This is a genomic window from Geomonas limicola (genome assembly GCF_014193675.1).
Lineage (GTDB): Bacteria > Desulfobacterota > Desulfuromonadia > Geobacterales > Geobacteraceae > Geomonas > Geomonas limicola.
This window is the reverse complement of record NZ_BLXZ01000001.1, coordinates 85,197-105,041: the sequence shown is the minus strand read 5'-3', so window position 1 is coordinate 105,041 and position 19,845 is coordinate 85,197. Positions and strand designations below refer to the sequence as shown.

18 protein-coding genes and 1 tRNA gene are annotated in these 19,845 nt (G+C 59.5%); 7 read left to right on the top strand and 12 right to left on the bottom strand.

The window, feature by feature from the left end; all coding sequences use genetic code 11:
* The first annotated feature begins 290 nt into the window (after positions 1-290).
* Positions 291-1,319 (top strand): phosphate ABC transporter substrate-binding protein PstS, encoded by a 1,029-nt coding sequence (gene pstS / locus H7688_RS00420; protein ID WP_183359041.1) that lies wholly within the window; start codon positions 291-293, stop codon positions 1,317-1,319.
* 477 nt (positions 1,320-1,796) lie between these two features.
* A complete protein-coding gene (locus H7688_RS22745; RefSeq protein ID WP_281379377.1) occupies positions 1,797-1,919 on the top strand; it encodes a phospholipase D-like domain-containing protein in 123 nt (40 codons plus the stop codon).
* 252 nt (positions 1,920-2,171) lie between these two features.
* Here the strand turns inward: H7688_RS22745 and H7688_RS00415 are convergent, their stop codons facing one another.
* From H7688_RS00415 to H7688_RS00395, 5 genes are all read right to left on the bottom strand, one after another.
* Entirely contained in the window at positions 2,172-2,699 is a 528-nt protein-coding gene (locus H7688_RS00415; RefSeq protein WP_183359040.1) for a helix-hairpin-helix domain-containing protein, read from the bottom strand.
* Between the two features lie 430 nt (positions 2,700-3,129).
* Entirely contained in the window at positions 3,130-3,537 is a 408-nt protein-coding gene (locus H7688_RS00410; RefSeq protein WP_183359039.1) for a hypothetical protein, read from the bottom strand.
* 1,008 nt (positions 3,538-4,545) lie between these two features.
* Positions 4,546-5,013 carry a DUF2062 domain-containing protein gene (locus H7688_RS00405; RefSeq protein ID WP_183359038.1) on the bottom strand — a complete coding sequence of 156 codons (468 nt, stop codon included), beginning with the start codon at positions 5,011-5,013 and terminating at the stop codon, positions 4,546-4,548.
* 373 nt (positions 5,014-5,386) lie between these two features.
* Positions 5,387-5,463, bottom strand: a tRNA-Arg gene (locus H7688_RS00400).
* A 122-nt stretch (positions 5,464-5,585) separates the two neighbouring features.
* On the bottom strand, positions 5,586-6,275 hold the full coding sequence (locus H7688_RS00395; RefSeq protein WP_183359037.1) for a DUF1573 domain-containing protein: 690 nt from the start codon (positions 6,273-6,275) through the stop codon (positions 5,586-5,588).
* A gap of 125 nt (positions 6,276-6,400) precedes the next feature.
* On the opposite strand from H7688_RS00395, the gene hpt reads away from it, so the two are divergent.
* Positions 6,401-6,964 (top strand): hypoxanthine phosphoribosyltransferase, encoded by a 564-nt coding sequence (hpt, locus tag H7688_RS00390; protein ID WP_183359036.1) that lies wholly within the window; start codon positions 6,401-6,403, stop codon positions 6,962-6,964.
* On the top strand, positions 6,961-8,838 hold the full coding sequence (locus H7688_RS00385; protein WP_183359035.1) for a DUF3426 domain-containing protein: 1,878 nt from the start codon (positions 6,961-6,963) through the stop codon (positions 8,836-8,838). Before hpt ends, H7688_RS00385 begins: the two co-directional genes overlap by 4 nt.
* A 127-nt stretch (positions 8,839-8,965) precedes the next feature.
* On the opposite strand, the gene fdxA is transcribed toward H7688_RS00385, so the two are convergent.
* Positions 8,966-9,136 (bottom strand): 4Fe-4S ferredoxin, encoded by a 171-nt coding sequence (gene fdxA, locus H7688_RS00380; protein ID WP_183359713.1) that lies wholly within the window; start codon positions 9,134-9,136, stop codon positions 8,966-8,968.
* A 238-nt stretch (positions 9,137-9,374) separates the two neighbouring features.
* Here fdxA and H7688_RS00375 point away from each other — a divergent pair, with 238 nt between their 5' ends.
* Positions 9,375-10,640 (top strand): acetate kinase, encoded by a 1,266-nt coding sequence (locus H7688_RS00375; protein ID WP_183359034.1) that lies wholly within the window; start codon positions 9,375-9,377, stop codon positions 10,638-10,640.
* A gap of 363 nt (positions 10,641-11,003) precedes the next feature.
* Here the strand turns inward: H7688_RS00375 and pta are convergent, their stop codons facing one another.
* The 4 genes from pta to H7688_RS00355 form a co-directional block, all read right to left on the bottom strand.
* Complete coding sequence (gene pta, locus H7688_RS00370; RefSeq protein WP_183359033.1) at positions 11,004-12,005, bottom strand: phosphate acetyltransferase; 1,002 nt, start codon at positions 12,003-12,005, stop codon at positions 11,004-11,006.
* 79 nt (positions 12,006-12,084) lie between these two features.
* Entirely contained in the window at positions 12,085-12,576 is a 492-nt protein-coding gene (mog, locus tag H7688_RS00365) for a molybdopterin adenylyltransferase (RefSeq protein WP_183359032.1), read from the bottom strand.
* A gap of 68 nt (positions 12,577-12,644) precedes the next feature.
* The gene (gene moaC, locus H7688_RS00360) at positions 12,645-13,124 is read right to left on the bottom strand and encodes a cyclic pyranopterin monophosphate synthase MoaC (RefSeq protein ID WP_183359031.1); all 480 of its coding nucleotides are present in this window, start codon (positions 13,122-13,124) and stop codon (positions 12,645-12,647) included.
* A 3-nt stretch (positions 13,125-13,127) separates the two neighbouring features.
* A complete protein-coding gene (locus tag H7688_RS00355) occupies positions 13,128-14,333 on the bottom strand; it encodes a molybdopterin molybdotransferase MoeA (protein ID WP_183359030.1) in 1,206 nt (401 codons plus the stop codon).
* Positions 14,334-14,659: 326 nt separating this feature from the next.
* On the opposite strand from H7688_RS00355, the gene moaA reads away from it, so the two are divergent.
* Positions 14,660-15,640: a GTP 3',8-cyclase MoaA gene (gene moaA, locus H7688_RS00350; protein WP_183359029.1), complete on the top strand. Its 981-nt coding sequence runs from the start codon at positions 14,660-14,662 to the stop codon at positions 15,638-15,640.
* A gap of 60 nt (positions 15,641-15,700) precedes the next feature.
* On the top strand, positions 15,701-16,132 hold the full coding sequence (locus H7688_RS00345; RefSeq protein ID WP_183359028.1) for an MOSC domain-containing protein: 432 nt from the start codon (positions 15,701-15,703) through the stop codon (positions 16,130-16,132).
* Between the two features lie 324 nt (positions 16,133-16,456).
* Here the strand turns inward: H7688_RS00345 and H7688_RS00340 are convergent, their stop codons facing one another.
* Positions 16,457-18,445, bottom strand: coding sequence for an ATP-binding protein (locus tag H7688_RS00340; protein WP_183359027.1), 1,989 nt, complete (start codon positions 18,443-18,445; stop codon positions 16,457-16,459).
* On the bottom strand, positions 18,442-19,809 hold the full coding sequence (locus H7688_RS00335) for a sigma-54-dependent transcriptional regulator (protein WP_183359026.1): 1,368 nt from the start codon (positions 19,807-19,809) through the stop codon (positions 18,442-18,444). Before H7688_RS00335 ends, H7688_RS00340 begins: the two co-directional genes overlap by 4 nt.
* Positions 19,810-19,845: the final 36 nt, after the last annotated feature.

Genomic DNA, 19,845 nt, shown 5'->3' with positions numbered 1-19,845 from the left:
TGCCTGGACCTCGATGTTTCTCGCGCCAGCGTGCTGGGGGGCGGCTCCGCCTATAGAATGTGTGAAGTAAATAGAAAACCCGGGTCATTCGTGACCCGGGTTTTTTTGTTCCGAAAGCATTGTCCCCCCTGTTGGTGCTGGTGGCCCGTTGCCCTCGCCGTGTGGCTCCGGTATGGGCTTCCCCCCCCACGCTGAACCGCAATTTTCACCATATCTTGCTCCTCCTGTAACCGGATCTTCACAATCGCAGGCCTATACTCCCGAAAAAACGAACACAACAGGAGGGCAAAATGTTTCAATCCTTAAGAAGAGTTGCGGTCGCCTTGGCGCTGGTAGCAGTCGGCGTCCCCGCCGGTACGGCATCGGCCGAAACCCTGATCAACGGTGCCGGGGCAACCTTCCCGTATCCGCTGTACTCCAAATGGTTCAGCGAGTACGCCAAGGTCGATCCCAGCGTGAAATTCAACTACCAGTCGATCGGTTCCGGCGGGGGGATCAAGCAGATTACCGCGCAGACCGTCGACTTCGGCGCCTCCGACAAGTTCCTCTCCGACGAAGAACTTAAGGCGGCCCCAGGCAAACTGATCCATATCCCGACCGTTATGGGCGCGGTGGTGGTGACCTACAACCTGCCGGGTATCCCCAGCGGCCTGAAGCTCAACTCCGAGGACGTGGCCAACATCTTCCTGGGCAAGATCACCATGTGGAACGATCCCAAGATCGCCGACGACAACCCGGGCATAAAACTTCCTGCCAAGCCGATCATCGTGGTGCACCGCTCTGACGGGTCAGGAACCACCAGCATCTTCACCGACTACCTCACCGGCGTAAATGCGGAGTGGTCCCAGAAGGTCGGCAAGGGCGCCTCGGTCAAGTGGCCGGTCGGTCTGGGTGGCAAGGGTAACGAAGGTGTCGCCGGCCAGGTGAAGACCACCCCGTACTCGCTGGGCTACGTGGAACTCGCCTACGCCTTCGAGAACAAGCTCCCCTACGCCTCGCTGAAGAACAAGGCGGGACACTTCGTGGAACCCTCCATCCACTCCACCTCGGCGGCTGCCGCTGCCGCAGTAAAGCACATGCCTGCCGATTACCGCATCTCCCTGGTGAACCAGCCGGGCAAGGATGCCTACCCGATCGTTGGTTTCACCTGGCTCCTGGTGTATGAGCACGCTAAGGATCCGTCCAAAGGGAAGAAGCTTGTCGAGTTCCTGAACTGGAGCCTGCACAAGGGGCAGAAGATGGCTTCCCCCATGCTCTACGCGCCGCTTCCCGAGAGCGTTGCCAAGATGGTGGAGAAAACCATCAAGACCATCAAGTAACCGATACGAGCCGGAAACACGGGGGCCTGGCAGCGTGAGCTGGCCAGGCCTTTTTCGTTTGCTCTGTGAGTACGGGGAGTGCAGGACGCGCTTCGGGCCTGCTTTGCCGACTTGGGAGGCACGCTTGGATGCCTCGACGATTTCGCCAAAAATCTGGCGTTGCCCGTGACTATTTCTTGTGCAGATTGCCAGATGCTAAGTGTTTACTGACATTGTGAGAAGTATTACACAGGAATCTGTAAGTTTTCCACAGGAGCAGTGGAAATCTCCACAGCCACGTGAGTGGGTGCTACTGGCACAGACAGTGGGCGAAAGTATCGAGCGACATTGATATTTACTAATGGTAAGCAAAATGTAATGCTTGGAGACTGTTACATCTAGTTGAAATTATGATGAGTTGGATGGCAGGAAGCAGAATCTAGTCTCAGCAGCTTCAGCTATGACAGTACACCGTGATGGAGGAACATTGGGATTCGGATGGAATTGCTCTGCCCGGTAACGGCACCCGAAATCGCCGAGGAGCTGCGCGCGATCCTGGAGTGCCACGACAGCGAGACGCGCTTCGCCTGGGAGATGATTTCCGAGGGGCGTTACCGGTAGCGGCAGCCGGCGGAAGGGGAGGGGTGAGTGGGGTTGCACCAGGAGATGATCGCCCAGGCTGAGCTGCGCAAGAAGCGCGCGCTCAAGAGCAAAAAAAGGCCGCTCTCTCAGGCCTAAGAAGTCATTACGTCTCGATTCGCTTCGCGCTGGGGGCTGTGCTTGATGTTCCAGGTCCCGGAGCCAGGCAGTGCTGCTTGCGTTGCTGCCTGCAGGTCGCGGTCAGGCTACCAGTCTCACCATTTTCCCCCCGTATCACTCTACAGCTTTGCGCACCGTTTTCCGGGCCCGTTTGAGCGTTTTGCGCACCTTCTTCAGGCTGGCGTCCTCTGCCAGTCCGGAGACCCGCTTCTGTACCTTGTTCAGTGCCTTGCCGGCGCGCTTGGCCCCCTTTTTGCCCGAGAGGTTGAGTTTTGCGAGGGTGTCTTCGATGGATACCAGGTCGGAACTCATCTTCTTGCCGTGCTTGCCGGTAAGTTCCGCTCCAAAACGATCCCGGGTTGCCTGTGCCAGGGCCTGCACCTGTTCCTTTACCTCGCCAAGTCGCTTGACCAGCGCATCGATGGCTGCCTGACGGTCGGAACCGGCCTGTGCTGCCAACTCTTTCGCCTGGGCCTGAATGGACGAGATAGTTCTGGGGTTGAGCCCCTTGATCTTGCGCAATTCTGCTGCATCGGCCTCGGCGATTTTGCTGAAACCGTCAAGCCCTGCCTCTTTCAGGCGTTGAACCAGGATGCTACCTACCCCCTTCAGTTGTTGTAAATCGGCTGCCGTTTGTTCCATTTTTGTCAAACCTCCTTCTCTGGCCTTGGATGGCACTCAAAGATTCAAGCGCGACTGTTTCTGTAAATAGCTTGTTTCAACCTGCTGTATATAAGAAACTTTACAAATCACATTTCCATTGTTTTGAATAAACTCCACTCTAACTAAACGGAAATATTATGCAAGACATTCCTGGGTTTTTCCAGAAAGTTCACACAACTGTAACAATTGATATCTTTGAGGATTCAGAACTGTAACACTAAGGGAGGCACTGCGGCATGGGGGTGGCCCCCGGAAAGGTGCCTGGCTGATGCGGGTGGGGAGGACGCGGATCTCGTCACGGGGGATTGAGATTGTGTTGCTGTAACTGCGAGCGGTCACGGACGCGGCGGAAGAGTACCTGAACCACGAAGTGGCCCCTTCCGCCGGTCAGCTAAACACAGCGAAGCGTTTAGTTACTGCGATAGAACTCGCCGCAGCTGTAGATGCCCTGTCTGCCGTTGAGGTCCATGGCGAGGCATCCGGTGATCAGTTCGCCGTTTACTGTCCACCCTTCGTCTTCTTCGTCGGTCACCACCAGGTTGTCGGCGTCCAGCCATTCTCCGGTGATGCTGGAAGAGTAGGTTTTCACGGCAGCCTGGTGCTTGTTGTGCCAGATGGTGACAGTGCCGGCGCAGCCCAGCGCGGAGTTGTTGAAGAAGACCACACTCATGGTGTCGCCGAGATCGATCATGGCATGCTGTTCGCTCGCGGTTACCCCCTGGATCTCCCTCAGGTTGTCCTCGGAAACCACGGTGTGGGATATCACGTCTACCTGTGCATTCGGAAGCGCCGGCCAACTGGGATTTCGTGTGCTCATGAAGTTTTCTCCTTTTGTGCGATGGCAGTTCAGCGCAGTGAAGCGTCTCCTGGTTGCGGTACCCGCTGCGGTTTGGACGTGGCGGGCGTCGCCTGGGAAACCTTTCACTTGGTAACTGATCGGATTGCCCGGGTGTTTTCTTAAACTTTTTTTTGCTTTGTTACTGAGGGGAGGGAGCCCGAGTCGAATGCCGGGCCCCACAGTCCATCAAGAAAACGACTAATGAGGTGTGTTGGTAACGAAGAAAATTACCCATCATTGGATATCACACATTCTATTGTTGTCCACCGTAAGCTTTGCCACGACCCGGTAAAGGCTTTCCTCGGTGCACCTTTATCCCTGTTCATCCTGTTCCGGTCACCATTCTTTTACCCAGAATTCACCTGATCTCCATATTGTTCCGGTACATAGGAGCTGCGGTCGCAGCAAGGACCGCGAAGGAGGTCTCCATGTCGCGAGAACAGGAACCGCTCTTAGGCACATCCTGGGACAACCTACCGGCAACCATTACCGAACTGCAGGCCGTGGTGGTCGGGAGCAGCTGATCTGGGTGGTCATCTTTCTCTATACCGGCGTAAGCCGGGTAACCGCTGTCAGGATGAACTTTCATGTCAATACCGATAAGATCTAGGCCTTCTTGGCGGACTGACACGGGTAAGGTGGGAGAGTGGTCAGGAGGCAGGGATCAACCAAATCAATAGCTGTCGTTGGCCAGGGAGAACCCGGGTGTGCGATTTGTGAGCGGCTGAGACAAAGGGGCTGGTTTTGGTGCCACCCCGGTGTTGCGAGTGAAATTCGGCAGGGATGGTTAGTGACTGACGAGGCGGGGTAGGGAGGGCCATAACTGGCCCGGGGAGTTCAGAACATTACGTGCCCGAAGTGCAAAGCAAAGGTCGGTATCATGAAGCACCTGGTCCTGGTGGAGACTGGAGCGGTTCACTGCGTCAAGTGCTACATCTGCGGGTTTTGGGTGCAGATCGACCGTGGGAAGGGGATGAACGGTGCCGTTTAGTCGGTCGGCTGACGGCGTGCCAGCAGGTGGCGCAAGGGTACCTGGACGAGGAGCGCTAGTGGCAGGACGGTGACCAGCCAGGCCAGCAGGCCGTGCAGGGTTCCCCAAAAGAGGAGCCTCGCCGAGGTGCCGATCTTGCCGTGCACTGCTGCATCGAGCACCTCACGACTAAGCGTAGGCCCCCAGGGTAAGATTCGTTCGCCCAAGCGGCACAGCGGCAGAAACAGCGCGAACTGTAACGGATAGCAGCAGTAGTTTACCGCCTGGATAGCGGCCTGGTTCAGTCGCAATAGGGCTGCCAATCCGGCACAGATGAGCGAGGTTCCCCAAATGAGCGGCAGCACCCCAACGGCGACACCCAGGCAGAGGGTTTGCGATAGTTTATGCGGGGTGAGCCCGCTCGAGAACACCTTGGCAATCTTCTCTTTCGTTACCAGCGCGAGGCGAGGGAAGATCCCGGCCATGTCCTACCTCATTTCCTGCAAAAAATGCCATTCGGACCATGACCAGCGTACCCTGGTGTGATCACGGTTCCAGAACAAGCGGGTTACTTTCAGGTGACGCGAGCCTCTTCAGACCCTCAGAGACTGACGCCCTGCCGGCCGTTAAATGATTCCACTGGCAAAAGCGAACTGAGGGAGCTTTCAGGTACAAGGTCGAGAGCCGGGGAATCGGCTCTTCCTTTTGCCGTCGCCGTAGCGCCTTGGTATCAGCCATGCAGCCCGCGGCGCGTGAATAAGCTGTCCTGAAAAAAACAAAAACTCCGAACCATGGTCGCCTTAGCCGGGCACTCATGATTCGGAGTTGTGTTCTTCAGCTCTGCTAACTGGAAGCAGATGGTGGGCGAGATGGGATTCGAACCCATGACCCCTGGCTTCGGAGGCCAGTACTCTATCCAACTGAGCTACCCGCCCTAGTGAAAGACATCTTTTACACCACTTTTCCCGGCAACTCAAGATTTAATTACAACTTTCTGCGCGACTGCCACGATCAGGGCATTTTGACCGGTTCCGCGAACGCGAGGGGAGGGAACGGCCTACTTGGCGACCGAGGCGTACACCGGAATGGTCAGCTCTTTCTTTTGGGCCGAATCGGTGCTGATGTGCAGGTAGCCGCTCATCACCTTCGCATCGGGGCGCGGGGTGAAGGTGAGTTCGATCGCACCGGTTTCGCCCGGTTTCAGCTCGCTCTTTTTCATGCTGGTCTTGAGCTGCAGCGTGTTCGAGGTGAGGGTGACCGAGAGGATCCGGACCGCCTGATTGTCGCGGTTGGTGATACTGACGGTCGCCTGTTTGCTGCCGCCTGCCTTCAGGGCGCCCAGGTTCACCTGACGCGGGGCGTACTGCAGCGGCTCCAGGATGGTCCCCTCCATGTTGAGCACGTAGTTGGGAGCCTTGCCGGCGTTACTTATGACGGCCACGGATTTCTGTACTTTACCGGAGAAGCTGGTCGAGTCGAAGACGACCTGGATCTCGGCTGATTTGCCTGGAGCGATCTGCGAGGCCGAGGGCTTGGCGGCTGTGCAGCCACAGGAGACGTTCACCTCCTTGATGTGCAACGGGGCGTCACCACTGTTCCGTATTACGAAGTTGTGCTGTACCTTCTTTCCCTGGGTAATGCTGCCGAAGTTGTAGGTGGGCTCGGTTACTGTCAGTTCGGGTGCGGCAAAGGCCGTCGCGGCAAGTAGCAGGTTGGTCAGTAACGCGGCGTACAGGCTGTTTTTCATCTTTGAACCCCTAAATTATTGCGTGTACTTTTGATTTGGGGTATTTATAGCACAAAGATGCCACTGAGACCAGAATGATTTGACACTGCAAATGGTATCTGCTATACGAAATTGGGAGAAAATTAATGGAACGTGCTTACTGGTTGGAACAGGGCTTTAACCTGCAGGAAGTGTATTCGAAGGAACGGATCGCAGCGGAAATACAGAGACTGGGGCAGGAAATCAGTACTGCGTACGCCGGCGAGAGAGTTCTGGTTGTTGTAGTTCTTAATGGAGCAGTTTTCTTCGCAGCCGACCTGGTACGTGCCCTGCGCATCCCGGTGGAGATGGACTTCGTGAAGCTCTCCAGCTACGCCGGCACCGAGACCACCGGTACCGTGCGCGTCAAGAAGGACCTGGAGCAGAGCGTGGACGGCCGGCACGTCCTGGTCGTGGAAGATATCGTCGACACCGGTCTCACCCTGACGTACCTCCTCGATCTCCTCAAAGAGCGCGGTGCCAAATCTCTCAAGGTCTGCACCCTCATCGATAAAAACGAGCGTCGCCTCGCCGAGATCACCCCGGATTTCGTAGGGATCGACTGCCCCGGCGGGTTCCTGGTCGGTTACGGTCTGGACCTGGACGAGCGGATGCGCGAACTCTCCGCCATCTATGAAATTATCCAAACTCCCCCTGGAGGAGATGCATGATTCTTCAATGCGACCAGTGCCACACCAAATTCCGGCTGGATGATTCGAAACTCAAGCCGGGCGGCGTGAAGGTGCGCTGCTCGAAATGCCGTCATGTCTTTCTGGCCGGAGCTGAAGTAAAGCAGGAAGAATCCGAGTTCGATGCGATCCTTTCGGGTTTGGGGGCTCCACCGGTTGCAGCGCAGAGCTCCGAACAGGTCACTCCCACCCCGGCGCCGGAACCCGAAGGTTTCGGTTTCGAGGCAGCTCTCGAGTCCGCCGGCGCCAAGGAGGCTCCTGCCGTCGCCGCCGAACCGGAGACCCCGCAGGCCACGCCGACCGAGGAGTTTGCAGCATTTGAATTCCCGAGCGAACCCTCCGACGCTGCGGCCCAATCCGATGCATCGACCCAGGACACGGACTACTCTTTCGGCGATTTCGAGCTTCCTGCCACCTCTGCAGCGCCGGAGACGGCAAGTCCCGCCGCCACCGGTCTCGACTACGGCGAGTTATCCTTCGACGACACGCCACCTTCGGTGCAGGAAGCCGCAGCACCCCAGGCCGGAGGTGAACTCGACTTTGGCGAATTTTCTTTTTCGACCGAACCCGAGCCGCAGCCTGCTGCGGAACCTGCGGCGCCGGCCCTCGACTTCGGCGAATTCGAGTTTTCCAGCGAACCGATAGAGAGCGAACCGGCACCGGCGGCCAAGGCTCAGGAGCTGGACTTCGGCGAATTCTCGTTCGATGAGGCTACCAGCGCCCCGGCCCCGGAACAGGCTCCGGCACCTAAAGAAGAGATGGACTTCGGTGAGTTCAGCTTCTCTGATGAACCTGACCAGCCCCAGACGGTGGCACCTCCTGCGAAGGAGGAGTTCGATTTCGGCGACTTCAGCTTCGATGAGGAACCGGCCCGGTCGACCAGTATCTCGGAACCCGAGACCGCCTCGGCTCCCTCCACGTCGACTGCCGATCAGGAACCTGCGCCGTTTTCTTTCAACGATGCTCCGCAATCCGGACCGGCAGTATCCGGCAGTTCGGCGAGCAGCGACGGGTTCGGTGATTTCACCTTTACGAACGAGCCCCTGGCACCGCCTGCTGCCGAAACTGCTATTCCTGCTGCCGCGGCGGATCTTGCCGCGGCTAGCGTGACCGGTGCGACCGTCGCTCCCTCCGAGCCCAGGGACGTCGGTACGTCCTCCCCGTTTCTCTTCGGCGCCGCTGCAGCCAAGGAAAAGGGCACTACGCCAGAGGAAGAGTTCGAACTCGGGCCGTTGCCGACCAAGATCTCGGACGACGACTTCGAGGACGACGGGCTGCCGCCGCTCTCTATCGCCTCACGGCGCAAAGGTCGTTCGGTGCTGGCCGTCTCGGTGGTTGCCATCTCCGTTTTGGTGATCGTCGTCCTGAGCGGGGCGGGGCTCTACCTGCTGCAGAGCGGTCCCGCTGCCTTCGATAAGGTAGGCCTGGGGTTTGTGGCGAAATGGTTCGGAATGGAGACCCCCGAGGAAGGGCGCATCACCATCCGGAATCAGCAGGCCTCCTTCTCGCAGAACAAGGAAGCCGGCGAACTCTTCGTGGTGACCGGTGAGGCGGTGAATTCATTCCGCAAGGCACGTGCCTCGATCCACGTCCGAGTGAACATCTACGACAAGAAGGGGACGGTCCTGGTGCAGAAGACCGCCTATTGCGGTAACCGGATCACCCCGGAGCAGCTGAGCTCCCTGCCGATGAGCAAGATCGAGTCGATCATGAACAACCAGTTCGGTGACTCCCTGTCCAATCTCGGGGTCCAGCCCGGCAAGGGGATCAACTTCGTGGTTGCCATCCCGAACGTCCCCAAGGACGCCGCCGACTTCGGCGTTGAGGTCATCGGCTCGACGGTAGCCGGAAAGTAACGGCCACTGGCAGCTCTGCAACAAAAAAGGGCCGGCGCTTTTGCCGGCCTTTTCCTTTTTCTGGGCGCGAAAAAACCTGCACAGGTGAACCCGTGCAGGTTTAGGGGTGCTGCATGAAACGTGTTCCTTAGGCTGCGCTGATAGCGGACACCGGGCAGGTATCGACGCATGCACCGCAGTCGATGCAGGTGTCTGCAGCGATAGCGCGCTTGTCGCCAGCTTCACTGATTGCGTTCACCGGGCAGGAATCGTCGCATGCGCCGCAGTTGATGCACTCGTCAGAAATGGTATGTGCCAAAGTATTCACCTCCTTCAGGTAGTTTCCTAATTTTCCGGAAAAACTAGCACAGCCCGGAGAAAAAGTCCACCAATAATGCTGGTGCAAATGGGGCTCGGCAAACACCAGAAAATTCTTGAACTGCAAGCCATACTACGCTATTATAAAAAGAGGTTTTATTTTGATGTCGGCCAGCCGTGACCTGATCGGGTCGCGATGTCTGAACCGATTACCCAATCCCGAGGAGGGTCGCTGATCGATGGATATTCTGGCGCTTAACTGCGGAAGTTCTTCGGTAAAATACCAGTTGTTCGACTGGTCGAAGAAGGTTGTCGTTGCCAAGGGGATGGTGGAGCGTGTCGTAATCGGCGATTCGTTCATCCTCCACGAGGTCCCTGGGCGCGAGACCTACCGCGAGAACTCCGACTGCCCGGACCACAAGACCGCTGTCGATCTTATTCTGCGGACCCTGACCTCCCCCGAGCACGGGGTGCTCACAGATATCAAGCAGATTGCCGCAGTCGGTCACCGTGTGGTGCATGGTGGCGAGCGCTTTACCAAATCGGTGCTGATCAACGACGACGTGCTCGAGGCGGTCACTGATGTGCAGCACCTGGCCCCGCTGCACAATCCCCCTAATATCGCGGGGATTGAAGGTGCCATGGCCGTCTTGCCGGGTGTTCCGCAGGTCGCCATCTTCGATACGGCCTTCCACCAGACCATGCCTGAACATGCCTACCTGTACCCGCTCCCCTACGAGTGGTACGAGAAGTACGGTGTGCGCCGCTACGGTTTCCACGGCACCTCCCACCTCTACGTCTCCAAGCGCGCTGCCGCCATCCTGGGGAAGTCGGCCCGGGAGTGCAACCTGATCACCATGCACATCGGTAACGGTGTCTCCCACTGTGCCATCAAAAATGGCGTCTCCGTGGATACCAGCATGGGGCTCACGCCGCTGGAAGGTGCGATGATGGGGACCCGCTGCGGTGATATCGATCCCGCGATCCCTGCCTTCATGATGCAGAAGGACAACCTCTCCGCCAAGGAGATCGACAGCATCCTCAACAAAAAGAGCGGGGTTATCGGCATCACCGGCCGCTTCACCGACCGCCGCGACGTCATCGAACATGCCCAGGGCGGCGACAAACTCTGTGCCCTGGCGCTGGACATCGAGGCCTATCGCCTGAAGAAGTACATCGGGACCTACCTCGCGGTAGTTGGGCGCCTCGATGCGGTTATTTTCACCGCGGGGGTAGGGGAGATGGGTGCTCCGATCCGCGCCAAGGCGATCGAGGGGCTCGAGCACCTGGGCATCCACCTGGACCGCGAGCGTAACGCCGCTGCCATGACCCGCAAGCGCGAGAGCCTGATCACCACGGACGATTCTCCGGTCAAGGTGTACGTCATTCCGACTGACGAGGAGCTGGTCTTCACCGAGGACGTTGCGGCGATTCTGGACGGAAGTTACACCGATCACATGCATTTTGAATACAGTTTTTCCAAACCGGATTTCGTGAGGAAATAAGCCGGGTTCCCACCCCCAGCGGAAAACTGTAGACTAAGAACTCATACATGAAAAAGGCCGACAGGGAAACCTGCCGGCCTTTTTGTGTCCAATGCTCGTGGGCGAATCATCCATCTTCGACGCAAGGCAAATCCCCCCTGTCCCCCCTTTGCCAGAGTGGGGAACGTGCGGCCGGCAGCAGGAGCCGGTTGGGGACCTTCTCGACACGTCCCGCGTACCCCACAGAAGCCCCACAGAAACCAAACCCAGGCTTTAACTAGAGGCCTAAGAACAGGTTCGGCCTCCATCGTTAACGAAAGAGGCCGAACCGAACTACAGGGAAGTTTTCGTTGCTCTTTACCTTGCCTGTGGCTAAAGGATTCCCTAGCCTTGTGCCTGAACGGCGGTGATAGCGGTGACGTCGATGATGTCCTGGATCGAGCAGCCGCGCGAGAGGTCGTTTACCGGTTTCGCGAGACCCTGGATGACCGGGCCGATGGCCTTGGCCCCGGCGATGCGCTCCACCAGTTTGTAGGCGATGTTGCCGGCGTCCAGGGTCGGGAAGACCAGGACGTTGGCACGGCCCGCCACGTTGGAGCCGGGAGCCTTCTTTTCGCCGACGGCGGGAATGATGGCGGCGTCTGCCTGCAGTTCGCCGTCGATGCTCAGTTCCGGATCCATGGCGCGGGCGATCTCCAGCGCCTTGAGGACCTTGTCGGCGTCCGGGTGCTTTGCGCTTCCCTTGGTGGAGAAGGAGAGCATGGCGACGCGGGCCGGGACGTCGAGGAACGCCTTGCAGTTGCGCGCCGTGGCGATGGCGATCTCGGCCAGTGCCTGCGCGTCCGGGTTCGGGTTGACCGCGCAGTCGGCGAAGAGGATGACCCCTTCCTGGCCGAAGGTCGGCGTCTTGGTTGCCATCAGGAAGAAGGAGGAGACGGTCTTGATGCCGGGAGCGGGGCCCACGGTCTGGAAGGCGGCACGCAAAACGTCGCCAGTGGTGCCGGTGGCACCCGCCACCTCGCCGTCGGCATCCCCTTCGCGGACCATCATGCCGGCAAAGTAGAGGTTGTCGGGAGCAATCAGCAGATCCCGCGCCTCCTGCGGGGTAAGCCCCTTCGACTTGCGCAGCTCCACCAGCAGCTCGACGTAACGGTTCAGCTTCGGTGCGCTCGACGGCTCCAGGATCTCGACGCCGGTCAGGTTGATCCCTTTTCCCGCTGCCTCGGCCTTGAGCTTTTCAGGGTTGCCCAGGAGTACGATTTTAGCCAAACCCTGTTCGACAATATTCTGTGCGGCAAAGAGCATCCGCTCGTCGTAGCTCTCCGGTAACACGATAGTCTTCAGATGAGTACGCGCCTTCTCTTTAATTAGCTTCACCAGGGGCATGAATGTCCTCCCTTTTCAAGTTTAAAACTGCGTTAGGTTTATATCTCAGCTAAGGGGGTAGGTCAATAGAAAACCCTCATCAGGATGGTGTGCCGCACTCCTCGGGATCTCCCTGCATCTTCGCGACGGCGTGAGGAATTGCCGGCCAGACGAACGAGATGCATTCGGTGGCGCCCTTGGGGCTGCCGGGGAGGTTGACGATCAGGGCCTGTTTGCGGATGCCGGCGACGGCGCGGGAGATCATGGCGTTGGGGGTCTTCTTCAGGCTCTCCATGCGCATTACCTCGCCAAACCCCGGCAGCAGACGGTCGACTATCCGTTCGGTCGCCTCAGGTGTGACGTCGCGCGGGGAGACCCCGGTGCCACCTGTGGTGAGGATCAGGTCGTAGTTGCCGCTGTCCGCCCACTCGGCGAGGCGCTGGGAGATGAGTGCTCCCTCGTCGGGAATCACCTCGGTGTGGGTGACCTGCACCCCGCGCTCTTCGAGCCAGGCTCTGAGCGCCGGTCCACTGCCGTCGGCACGCTCTCCGGTGGAGCAGCGGTCGCTCAGCGTCAAAATTGCGGCTTTCATAGAAATCTCCTTACGGGGTCAGGCACCGAAGGGCCAGGCGTCAGAAACCGGCACTCGTGCCTGCGCTGTTACGGCGCGGTGCGCTGGAAGGTGCCACTCTTGCCGCCTTCCTTGAAGATGAGGGCGATGTCGGAGATGACGATACCCTTGTCGCTCCCCTTGCACATGTCGTACACGGTGAGCGCCGCGACCGTGGCGGCGGTCATCGCTTCCATCTCCACGCCGGTGCGCTCGAAGGCGCGCACGGTCGCACGGATCTCGATACGACCCTGAGACGCATCAACCTGGAAATCGACGGCAACGTGGTGCAGGGCCAGGGGATGGGAAAGGGGAATCAGGTCGGGGGTCCGCTTGGCCCCCGCAATGCCGGCCAGGCGTGCCACGCCGAGCACGTCGCCCTTGGCGACCTTTCCTTCCACGATGGCATGCACGGTTTCCGGTTTGAGGGTCAAGACGGCGCCGGCTATAGCGGTGCGCATGGTCGGGTTTTTCTGGCTCACATCCACCATGATCGCGTTGCCGCTGGCATCGAAGTGGTTAAAGGACATCGGTTATTCCTCCATGGCGAGGGACGGGTCGAGAAAAAGTGTCTCAACCTGGTCCCCCGGTGCAAAGTCACTGCGTTCCTGTGCGAGCAGGACCAGTGCGTTCGGGGTAAAGGGTGCGTTGTGGCCGCCGCGGGTGCGGGCCTTTTCGATCACGAGCCTACCTGCAACAAAACGTGCCTGGACGGCTTCCACCCCAAGGGCGCCCGGTCTGTTGCGCATCGGGACGTTCAGGGTCGCCGGAAACCTGCGCCGAAAGAGGGTCCGGTGCCCCAGCATTTTAAGGAGTGTCGGCCGGACCAGGAGTTCGAAAGCGATCATGGTGGCGGAAGGAGTCCCCGGCAGAGAAAAGACCGGGGTGTTCCCCTTGATACCGCAGGCGCTCGGGCCGCCCGGCCTGATGGCGACTATCCAAAAGAGCGGCTCGACGCCCAGGTCGCTCAGTGCGCCACGCACCAGGTCTCGATCACCGCCGCAAACACCTGCCGATGTGATGAGCAGATCGGCCCCGAGCCCCTGGGTGAGGAGCGCCAGGTGCTGATCCCGGGTGTCGCGGGCGATGCCGAGTATTTCCGGTACGGCACCCGCCTCTCTTACCGCAGCGGCCAGGGCGAAGGCGTTACTGTTGACGACCTGTCCGGTGCCCGGTGCAGTACCGAGTTCGACGAGTTCGTCGCCGGTGCACAGGATCGCTACCCGCGGTTTGCGGTACACGGGAACCACCGCCTTCGAGCAGGAGGCGAGCAGGCTTACCTGGTGGGCGCCGATCAAGGTGCCGCGGCGCAGGATGGTGGCGCCACCGGCAATCTCGGATCCTTGGAAGCGGATATGGCTCCCCTTGCGGACCGCCGCGGGGAAGCTCACCGTGTCGCCGTCTTCCTGGGCCTCCTCGAAGGGAACCACTGCATCGGCTCCCGGGGGGATAGGGGCACCGGTCATGATGCGGCCTGCCGTGCTGGCTTCCAGCGGTGCCGGAGCTGTCGTCCCTGCGGGGATAAAACTGCGCACCGGGAGGTTCACTCCGGCGTGGCAGTCGCAGCTGCGCACTGTAAAGCCATCCATGGCCGAGGTGTCCCAACCAGGCAGATCGTAGGGGGCGGTGAGGTCCTCGGCAAGGATACGCCCCTGCGCATCGAGGAGCGGTACCCGTTCACAGCCGGTCGTGCCGACCCTTGCCAGGATGATCTTGGTGGCTTCTTCTAACGTTGTCATCGTGAGCTTCGCGTCCTTGTTGGCAGCTCTGTAAAGATCCGGTACTTCATCCTACTATCTGCAAAGCCATAGCATATTTGTCCCTAAATAGAAAATTATTTCGGCTTAAACTTGTGCAGCCCTTCCGGCTCTAATAGTACTGAAACCACTTAAAAACAGCTAGTTCCGAGCCACACCTGTCTCTCGGGACTCTCGGAAACAGTGGGTTGTATCATTTTGACAAACAGAGTATCTTTTTTGGTCAGGCTGGCAGAGATCTCTTTAACCAAGCCTGCGAAATGCTAGTGCCAGTCGCTGACAGCGAGGTTGGCGCGGGATGGATGTGTATGGGACTCATCGACACCTACGGAAGACGGATCAACTACCTGCGGCTCTCCGTCACCGACCGCTGCAACATGCGTTGCAGCTACTGCATGCCCGAAGGGGGCGTGGAGAAACTTTCGCACTGCGAGGTCCTGAGCTACGAGGACCTGCTGAGGATCGCCCGTGAGGCTGTTTCAGCGGGGATTGAGAAGATCCGGGTGACTGGTGGCGAGCCCCTGGTCCGTAAGGGGATCCTCAGTTTTTTACAGCAGCTTGCGGCGCTGGAAGGGCTGAAGGAACTGGTGCTGACCACCAACGGACTGTTGCTGAAACAGATGGCTCAGGGGCTGCGCGATGCCGGCGTGCAACGGCTCAACATCAGTCTTGACTCCCTGCAGGCGGAAACGTTCAGCAAAATAACCCGCGGTGCCGGGCTTGCCCAGGTTCTCGAGGGGATCGATGAAGCGGAGCGGGTCGGGTTCCCGCCCCACAAGATCAACGTGGTCGTGATGCGCGGGATCAATGATCACGAGATCCTCGATTTCGTGAAGCTTACCCTGACGCGTCCCTACGCGGTCCGTTTCATCGAGTACATGCCGACCAGTGGTGACGCCGACTGGCGCGACCTCTGCGTTCCGGGGGCGGAAATCCGGGAGCGGATTGCCGCCGAATACCAGATTGAAGACGCCCCCAGCTCCGAGCGTTCCGGTCCGTCCAAAAACTTCCGGGTGGCTGGTGCCGCGGGTTCGCTGGGCATCATCACCGCCATGACCGGGCATTTTTGCGACGGCTGCAACCGGTTGCGGGTGACCGCCTCGGGCATTGCCCAGAGCTGCCTCTTCGCCGGAAACGGCGTCGACCTGCGGCCGGTATTGGCTACCGGTGACGATGCACTTTTGAGGAAAGAACTGCAGGCCATTGTTGCCGCCAAGCCCGGAAGACATCAGCTGACCGAGGAAGGGGCGGAGGCCACCCCGTTTGCCATGTCACGAGTCGGCGGTTGAGCTGGACTGCGTAGTATCCACCAGGAACGATAGTCAACGAGATGCAAGGGAGGTAGCTGTATGAAGGGAAAGGTGCTGGCGGTGAACGTCAGTTTGAATAAGGGAGAGCGGAAAACGCCGGCTGCCGAGGTGACCTTGCGCGAGGAACACGGCATCGTCGGGGATGCGCACGCCGGTGACTGGCACCGCCAGGTGAGCCTGCTCGCCATGGAGAGCATCGCCAAGATGCAGGCGCTCGGGCTTTCGGTAGGGGAGGGGGATTTCGCCGAGAACATCACCACCGAAGGGGTCGACCTGGTGAGCCTCCCCATCGGGTCACGCTTCACCATGGGCGAGACGCTTCTCGAGGTAACCCAGATCGGCAAAGAGTGCCACACCCGCTGCGCCATCTTCTACCAGGCCGGCGACTGCGTGATGCCGAAAGAGGGGATCTTCGCCAAGGTGTTGACCGGCGGCGTGGTGCGTCCGGGTGACGAGATCGTGCTGCTCTGAGCACGAGGCATCAAGGAGTGAAACTGAAACGGGCGACCCCCTAGGGTCGCCCGTTTTTTTTGTGAGCTAAAGGCAAAAGCTTGACCACAGGGGTACACAGAGGAAACTGCGAGGAACACAGGGGAAACAAAACGGAAAAAGCAGTAAGGCGTTAACCACAGAGGCGCTCGGGGGAACACAGAGGAAAAGCAAGAACAGCATCGGGTTTAAAGTCTTAACCCCAAGCTGTTGCTTTTGACGTCGGTTCTCCCCCTGTGTTCCTCACCTTTCCCTCTGCGATCCTCTGTGGTCATGCTTTTAGACTCAAGGTAGTGTCTAAGTCTCTTAGGCCTCGCGCGGCAGGACCACGCTGAAAGTGGTGCCGCTGCCCGGGATACTCTGGATGTCGATGGTGCCGCCGTGCTCGCGCACGATGCCGTAAGAGACGGATAGCCCTAACCCGGTGCCGCTCGGCTTGGTGGTGAAAAACGGGTTGAACACCTGGTTCAGGTTTTCGGGCTGGATCCCCACGCCGGTGTCTGCGACCTGTACCTCGTAGAGTTCGGTATCCTGCACCGGATTGGTCTTCAGGCTCAAGACCCCACCTTCCGGCATGGCCTGGATCCCGTTCAAGACCAGGTTGGTGAATACCTGGCGCAACTGGTCGCCGTCTCCCTCCACCACCTCTACCGCCCGCGAGTAGTGCTCCACCACCTTGATACCGTCAAGCGGCACCTGGTGCCTGATCTGGGCCACGATCTCGTGCAACAGCTCGTTTAGGTGCACCGGTGCGTTCTCACGTTTCTGCTTGCGGGCAAACTTCTGCAGGTTCGAGACGATGCGCTCGACACGTTTTACCTGCTGGAAGATGGTGTCCACCTCTTCGCGGTTGTCGGCATCTTCGGGGACGGTGAGCTGCAAAAGTTCCACGTTGCCGCGAATGATAGCCATGGGGTTGTTGATCTCGTGGGCCACCCCCGCCGCCAACTCCCCGATCGCCGCGAGCTTCTCCACCCGCAGGAGTTCCTCCCGGGTCTGCACCAAAAGCCGGTTGTTCTCTTCCAGTTCGGCGGTGCGCAGCTTCACCTTCTCTTCCAGGTTGCGGTTCAACTCGATGATGTTATCTTCGCGCTCGGCGAGCGAGCGGCTCATGTCGTTGAAACGCTCGGCAAGGTCGCCGATCTCGTCGCGCGACTCGATGTGGCTTTGCACGTTGCGCTCCCCGGCCGCCACCCGGCGGGTCAGAAGCTCCAACTCCTTAATAGGATGGGCGAGCTTCTTGCCGAGAAACCCCGCCATGGAAACCCCCACCAGGCAGCTCACCAAAAGGACGAAGCTCAAGAGCACCGCCATGTCGATCTTTACCGCCGAGTACTGGCTCTCCAGCATCCCGACCGCCAGCGCGCCGATGGGCACCCCTTGCAGGGAGAGGATCGGCTCGTAGGCGCTTAAGTACCAGTCGTTGCCGACGTAGGTGCGCCCCACCCAGCGGGTCTTGGCCAAAAGCACCTTGCCGTTCACCTGGCGGGTCAGTTTCATCCCGGCCAACCGCTCGCCGCTGTGCAGGGGGAGGGTGGTGGCGATCATCTGGTCACCCAGGTAGAGCGTGGTGGTGCCGATGTCGGTGCCGTGCAACCGGGCTCCCTCGTAGACCACGGATTTGATCTTGTCCACAAAGGGGCGGCTGTTGTTGAGCAGGATCCCGCCGTAGAGCGCGCCCAGTACGTTGCCGGCCCGGTCGCGCACCGGTGCGGCAACGAAGAGGAACATCCCGGCGCTGGGGGCGCTGGATGGCGGCTCATGCTTGGCCGATGCCGGCACCGGTACCTTCGCCTGGTGCAAGAGGGTTTCCCCCTCAAGCGCCAGCTCGGCGGCGGGGAGCACGGTGGTGCCGCTTACGATCTCCCCCCTGAGGGCCCGCGCTATGAACTGGTTACGGCTCTTGTCGTCACCGGCCAACCCAGGGTTGGTGGTACGGTAGATCACCTTGCCCGAGGCATCCACCGCTCCCAGGATATCGAGGTGTTCGTTGGTACGAACCGGAGTAAGGATATCTGAGACGGCTTCGCGGTTGCCGGAAACCACGGTTTCGCCGGTCTTGCCGAAGGCTGCGGTGAACTTGACGACGTCGTAGAGGCGGGTGAGCTCGTTTTGATAGGCTTCCCGGGCCACGTTCAGGTCGTAGCGGACCTTCTCCTGGGCCTGGGTGGCCACCTTGGCGCTCAGGATGAAGACGCCGGCCATCCAGCAGATGAGGATGGCGACACCGAGCGGAATCAAGGTGGCGATGGTGAGCTTGGTCTTGATCGGGAAGCGGAGCTTGCGTGGGTTCATGCCGGAATGTGCAGGGAGTACTCAGCTATCTTGCGGTCCAGGGTCTTGCGCGAGATGCCGAGGATCTCGGCGGAGCGGCTCTTGTGGTACCCGGTATTGGCCAGGGTGCGCTCGATGTGCTCGCGTTCGATGTTCTCAAGCGACACCAGCTCGACATCGCGCTTGACCGGGATCTCCGGCAGCTTGTTGCGCCAGATCGGGAGCTCCTTGGGGGTGACCAGCTCGTTCTTGGCGAGGATGACCGCCCGCTCCATGACGTTCTCAAGCTCGCGGATGTTGCCGGGCCAGTCGTAGCCGATCAAGAGGGCCAGTGCCTCCGGAGTGACGCCGGTCACAGCTTTTTTCATGCGCAGGCTGTACTTCTTTAAAAAGTGCAGGGCCAACGGTTCGATGTCGTCCTTGCGGTCGCGCAAGGGGGGGAGCGGGATATTGATGACGTTCAAGCGGTAGTAGAGGTCCTCGCGGAAACGTCCCTCGGCCACCTCGCGCTCCAGGTTCTTGTTGGTCGCCGCCACGAAACGGATGTTGGCGCTCTTGGGGCGGGTGGCGCCCACCGGGATAAAGTCGCGTTCCTGGATCACCCGCAAAAGCTTCGCCTGGATGGGGAGGCTCATGTCGCCGATCTCGTCCATGAAGAGCGTCCCGCCATCGGCCTCCTCGAGAAGTCCCTTCTGGGTCGAGATGGCGCCGGTGAAGGCGCCGCGTACGTGACCGAAGAGCTGGCTCTCCAGAAGCGTTTCGGTGAGGGCCGCGCAGTTGATGGAGAGGAAACGCCGCTCTTTTCTCGGGCTGTTGTAGTGGATTGCGCCGGCGATCAGTTCCTTGCCGGTACCCGACTCGCCGAGCACCAGGATGTTCGCCTCGCTGGCCGCCACCTGCACCGTCAGTTCGAAGGTCTCCCGGAACACGGAGCTTCTGAAGATGATGGATTCCTGGAGAATCGGCTTGCCGAGCTCCTTTTTCAGGGCCCGGTTCTCCTGGATGAGCTGCTCTTTTTCCAGGGCGTTTTTGATGACGCTCAGGATCTTTTCCTTGGGGAAGGGCTTGGTGACGTAGTCGTAGGCGCCGAGCTTGATGGTCTCCACAGCGGCGTCGATGGTGCCAAAGGCGGTCATGATGACGACCGGCAATTCCTGGCGCAGGCGTTTTACCTTCTTGAGAACCGAGATGCCGTCCATGTCCGGCATGCGTACGTCCTGCAAGAGAAGGTCGGCGTCGCCAGCTTCTCCTTCCTCGATCCGGTGCAAAAGTTCGCGCCCTCCGAGAAAGGTTTCCACCAGGTAGCCCTGCGACTGGAGAAGTTTTTTCAGATAGGTCAGTATTCCCTGCTCGTCGTCGCAGATGAGAATCTTTTCCTGTGCCATCGTCTCGGTACCTCGTTGTCCCGCTATTACTGGGCC

What these genes read in the sequence shown, in the direction of transcription:
- pstS (WP_183359041.1), top strand. Translation starts at nt 291, where the DNA reads ATGTTTCAATCCTTAAGAAGAGTTGCGGTCGCCTTGGCGCTGGTAGCA.
- H7688_RS00405 (WP_183359038.1), bottom strand. Translation starts at nt 5,013, where the DNA reads ATGGCCGGGATCTTCCCTCGCCTCGCGCTGGTAACGAAAGAGAAGATT.
- H7688_RS22745 (WP_281379377.1), top strand. Translation starts at nt 1,797, where the DNA reads ATGGAATTGCTCTGCCCGGTAACGGCACCCGAAATCGCCGAGGAGCTG.
- moaA (WP_183359029.1), top strand. Translation starts at nt 14,660, where the DNA reads ATGGGACTCATCGACACCTACGGAAGACGGATCAACTACCTGCGGCTC.
- H7688_RS00415 (WP_183359040.1), bottom strand. Translation starts at nt 2,699, where the DNA reads ATGGAACAAACGGCAGCCGATTTACAACAACTGAAGGGGGTAGGTAGC.
- H7688_RS00340 (WP_183359027.1), bottom strand. Translation starts at nt 18,445, where the DNA reads ATGAACCCACGCAAGCTCCGCTTCCCGATCAAGACCAAGCTCACCATC.
- pta (WP_183359033.1), bottom strand. Translation starts at nt 12,005, where the DNA reads ATGCCCCTGGTGAAGCTAATTAAAGAGAAGGCGCGTACTCATCTGAAG.
- moaC (WP_183359031.1), bottom strand. Translation starts at nt 13,124, where the DNA reads ATGTCCTTTAACCACTTCGATGCCAGCGGCAACGCGATCATGGTGGAT.
- H7688_RS00355 (WP_183359030.1), bottom strand. Translation starts at nt 14,333, where the DNA reads ATGACAACGTTAGAAGAAGCCACCAAGATCATCCTGGCAAGGGTCGGC.
- hpt (WP_183359036.1), top strand. Translation starts at nt 6,401, where the DNA reads ATGGAACGTGCTTACTGGTTGGAACAGGGCTTTAACCTGCAGGAAGTG.
- H7688_RS00335 (WP_183359026.1), bottom strand. Translation starts at nt 19,809, where the DNA reads ATGGCACAGGAAAAGATTCTCATCTGCGACGACGAGCAGGGAATACTG.
- H7688_RS00385 (WP_183359035.1), top strand. Translation starts at nt 6,961, where the DNA reads ATGATTCTTCAATGCGACCAGTGCCACACCAAATTCCGGCTGGATGAT.
- H7688_RS00375 (WP_183359034.1), top strand. Translation starts at nt 9,375, where the DNA reads ATGGATATTCTGGCGCTTAACTGCGGAAGTTCTTCGGTAAAATACCAG.
- mog (WP_183359032.1), bottom strand. Translation starts at nt 12,576, where the DNA reads ATGAAAGCCGCAATTTTGACGCTGAGCGACCGCTGCTCCACCGGAGAG.
- H7688_RS00410 (WP_183359039.1), bottom strand. Translation starts at nt 3,537, where the DNA reads ATGAGCACACGAAATCCCAGTTGGCCGGCGCTTCCGAATGCACAGGTA.
- H7688_RS00345 (WP_183359028.1), top strand. Translation starts at nt 15,701, where the DNA reads ATGAAGGGAAAGGTGCTGGCGGTGAACGTCAGTTTGAATAAGGGAGAG.
- H7688_RS00395 (WP_183359037.1), bottom strand. Translation starts at nt 6,275, where the DNA reads ATGAAAAACAGCCTGTACGCCGCGTTACTGACCAACCTGCTACTTGCC.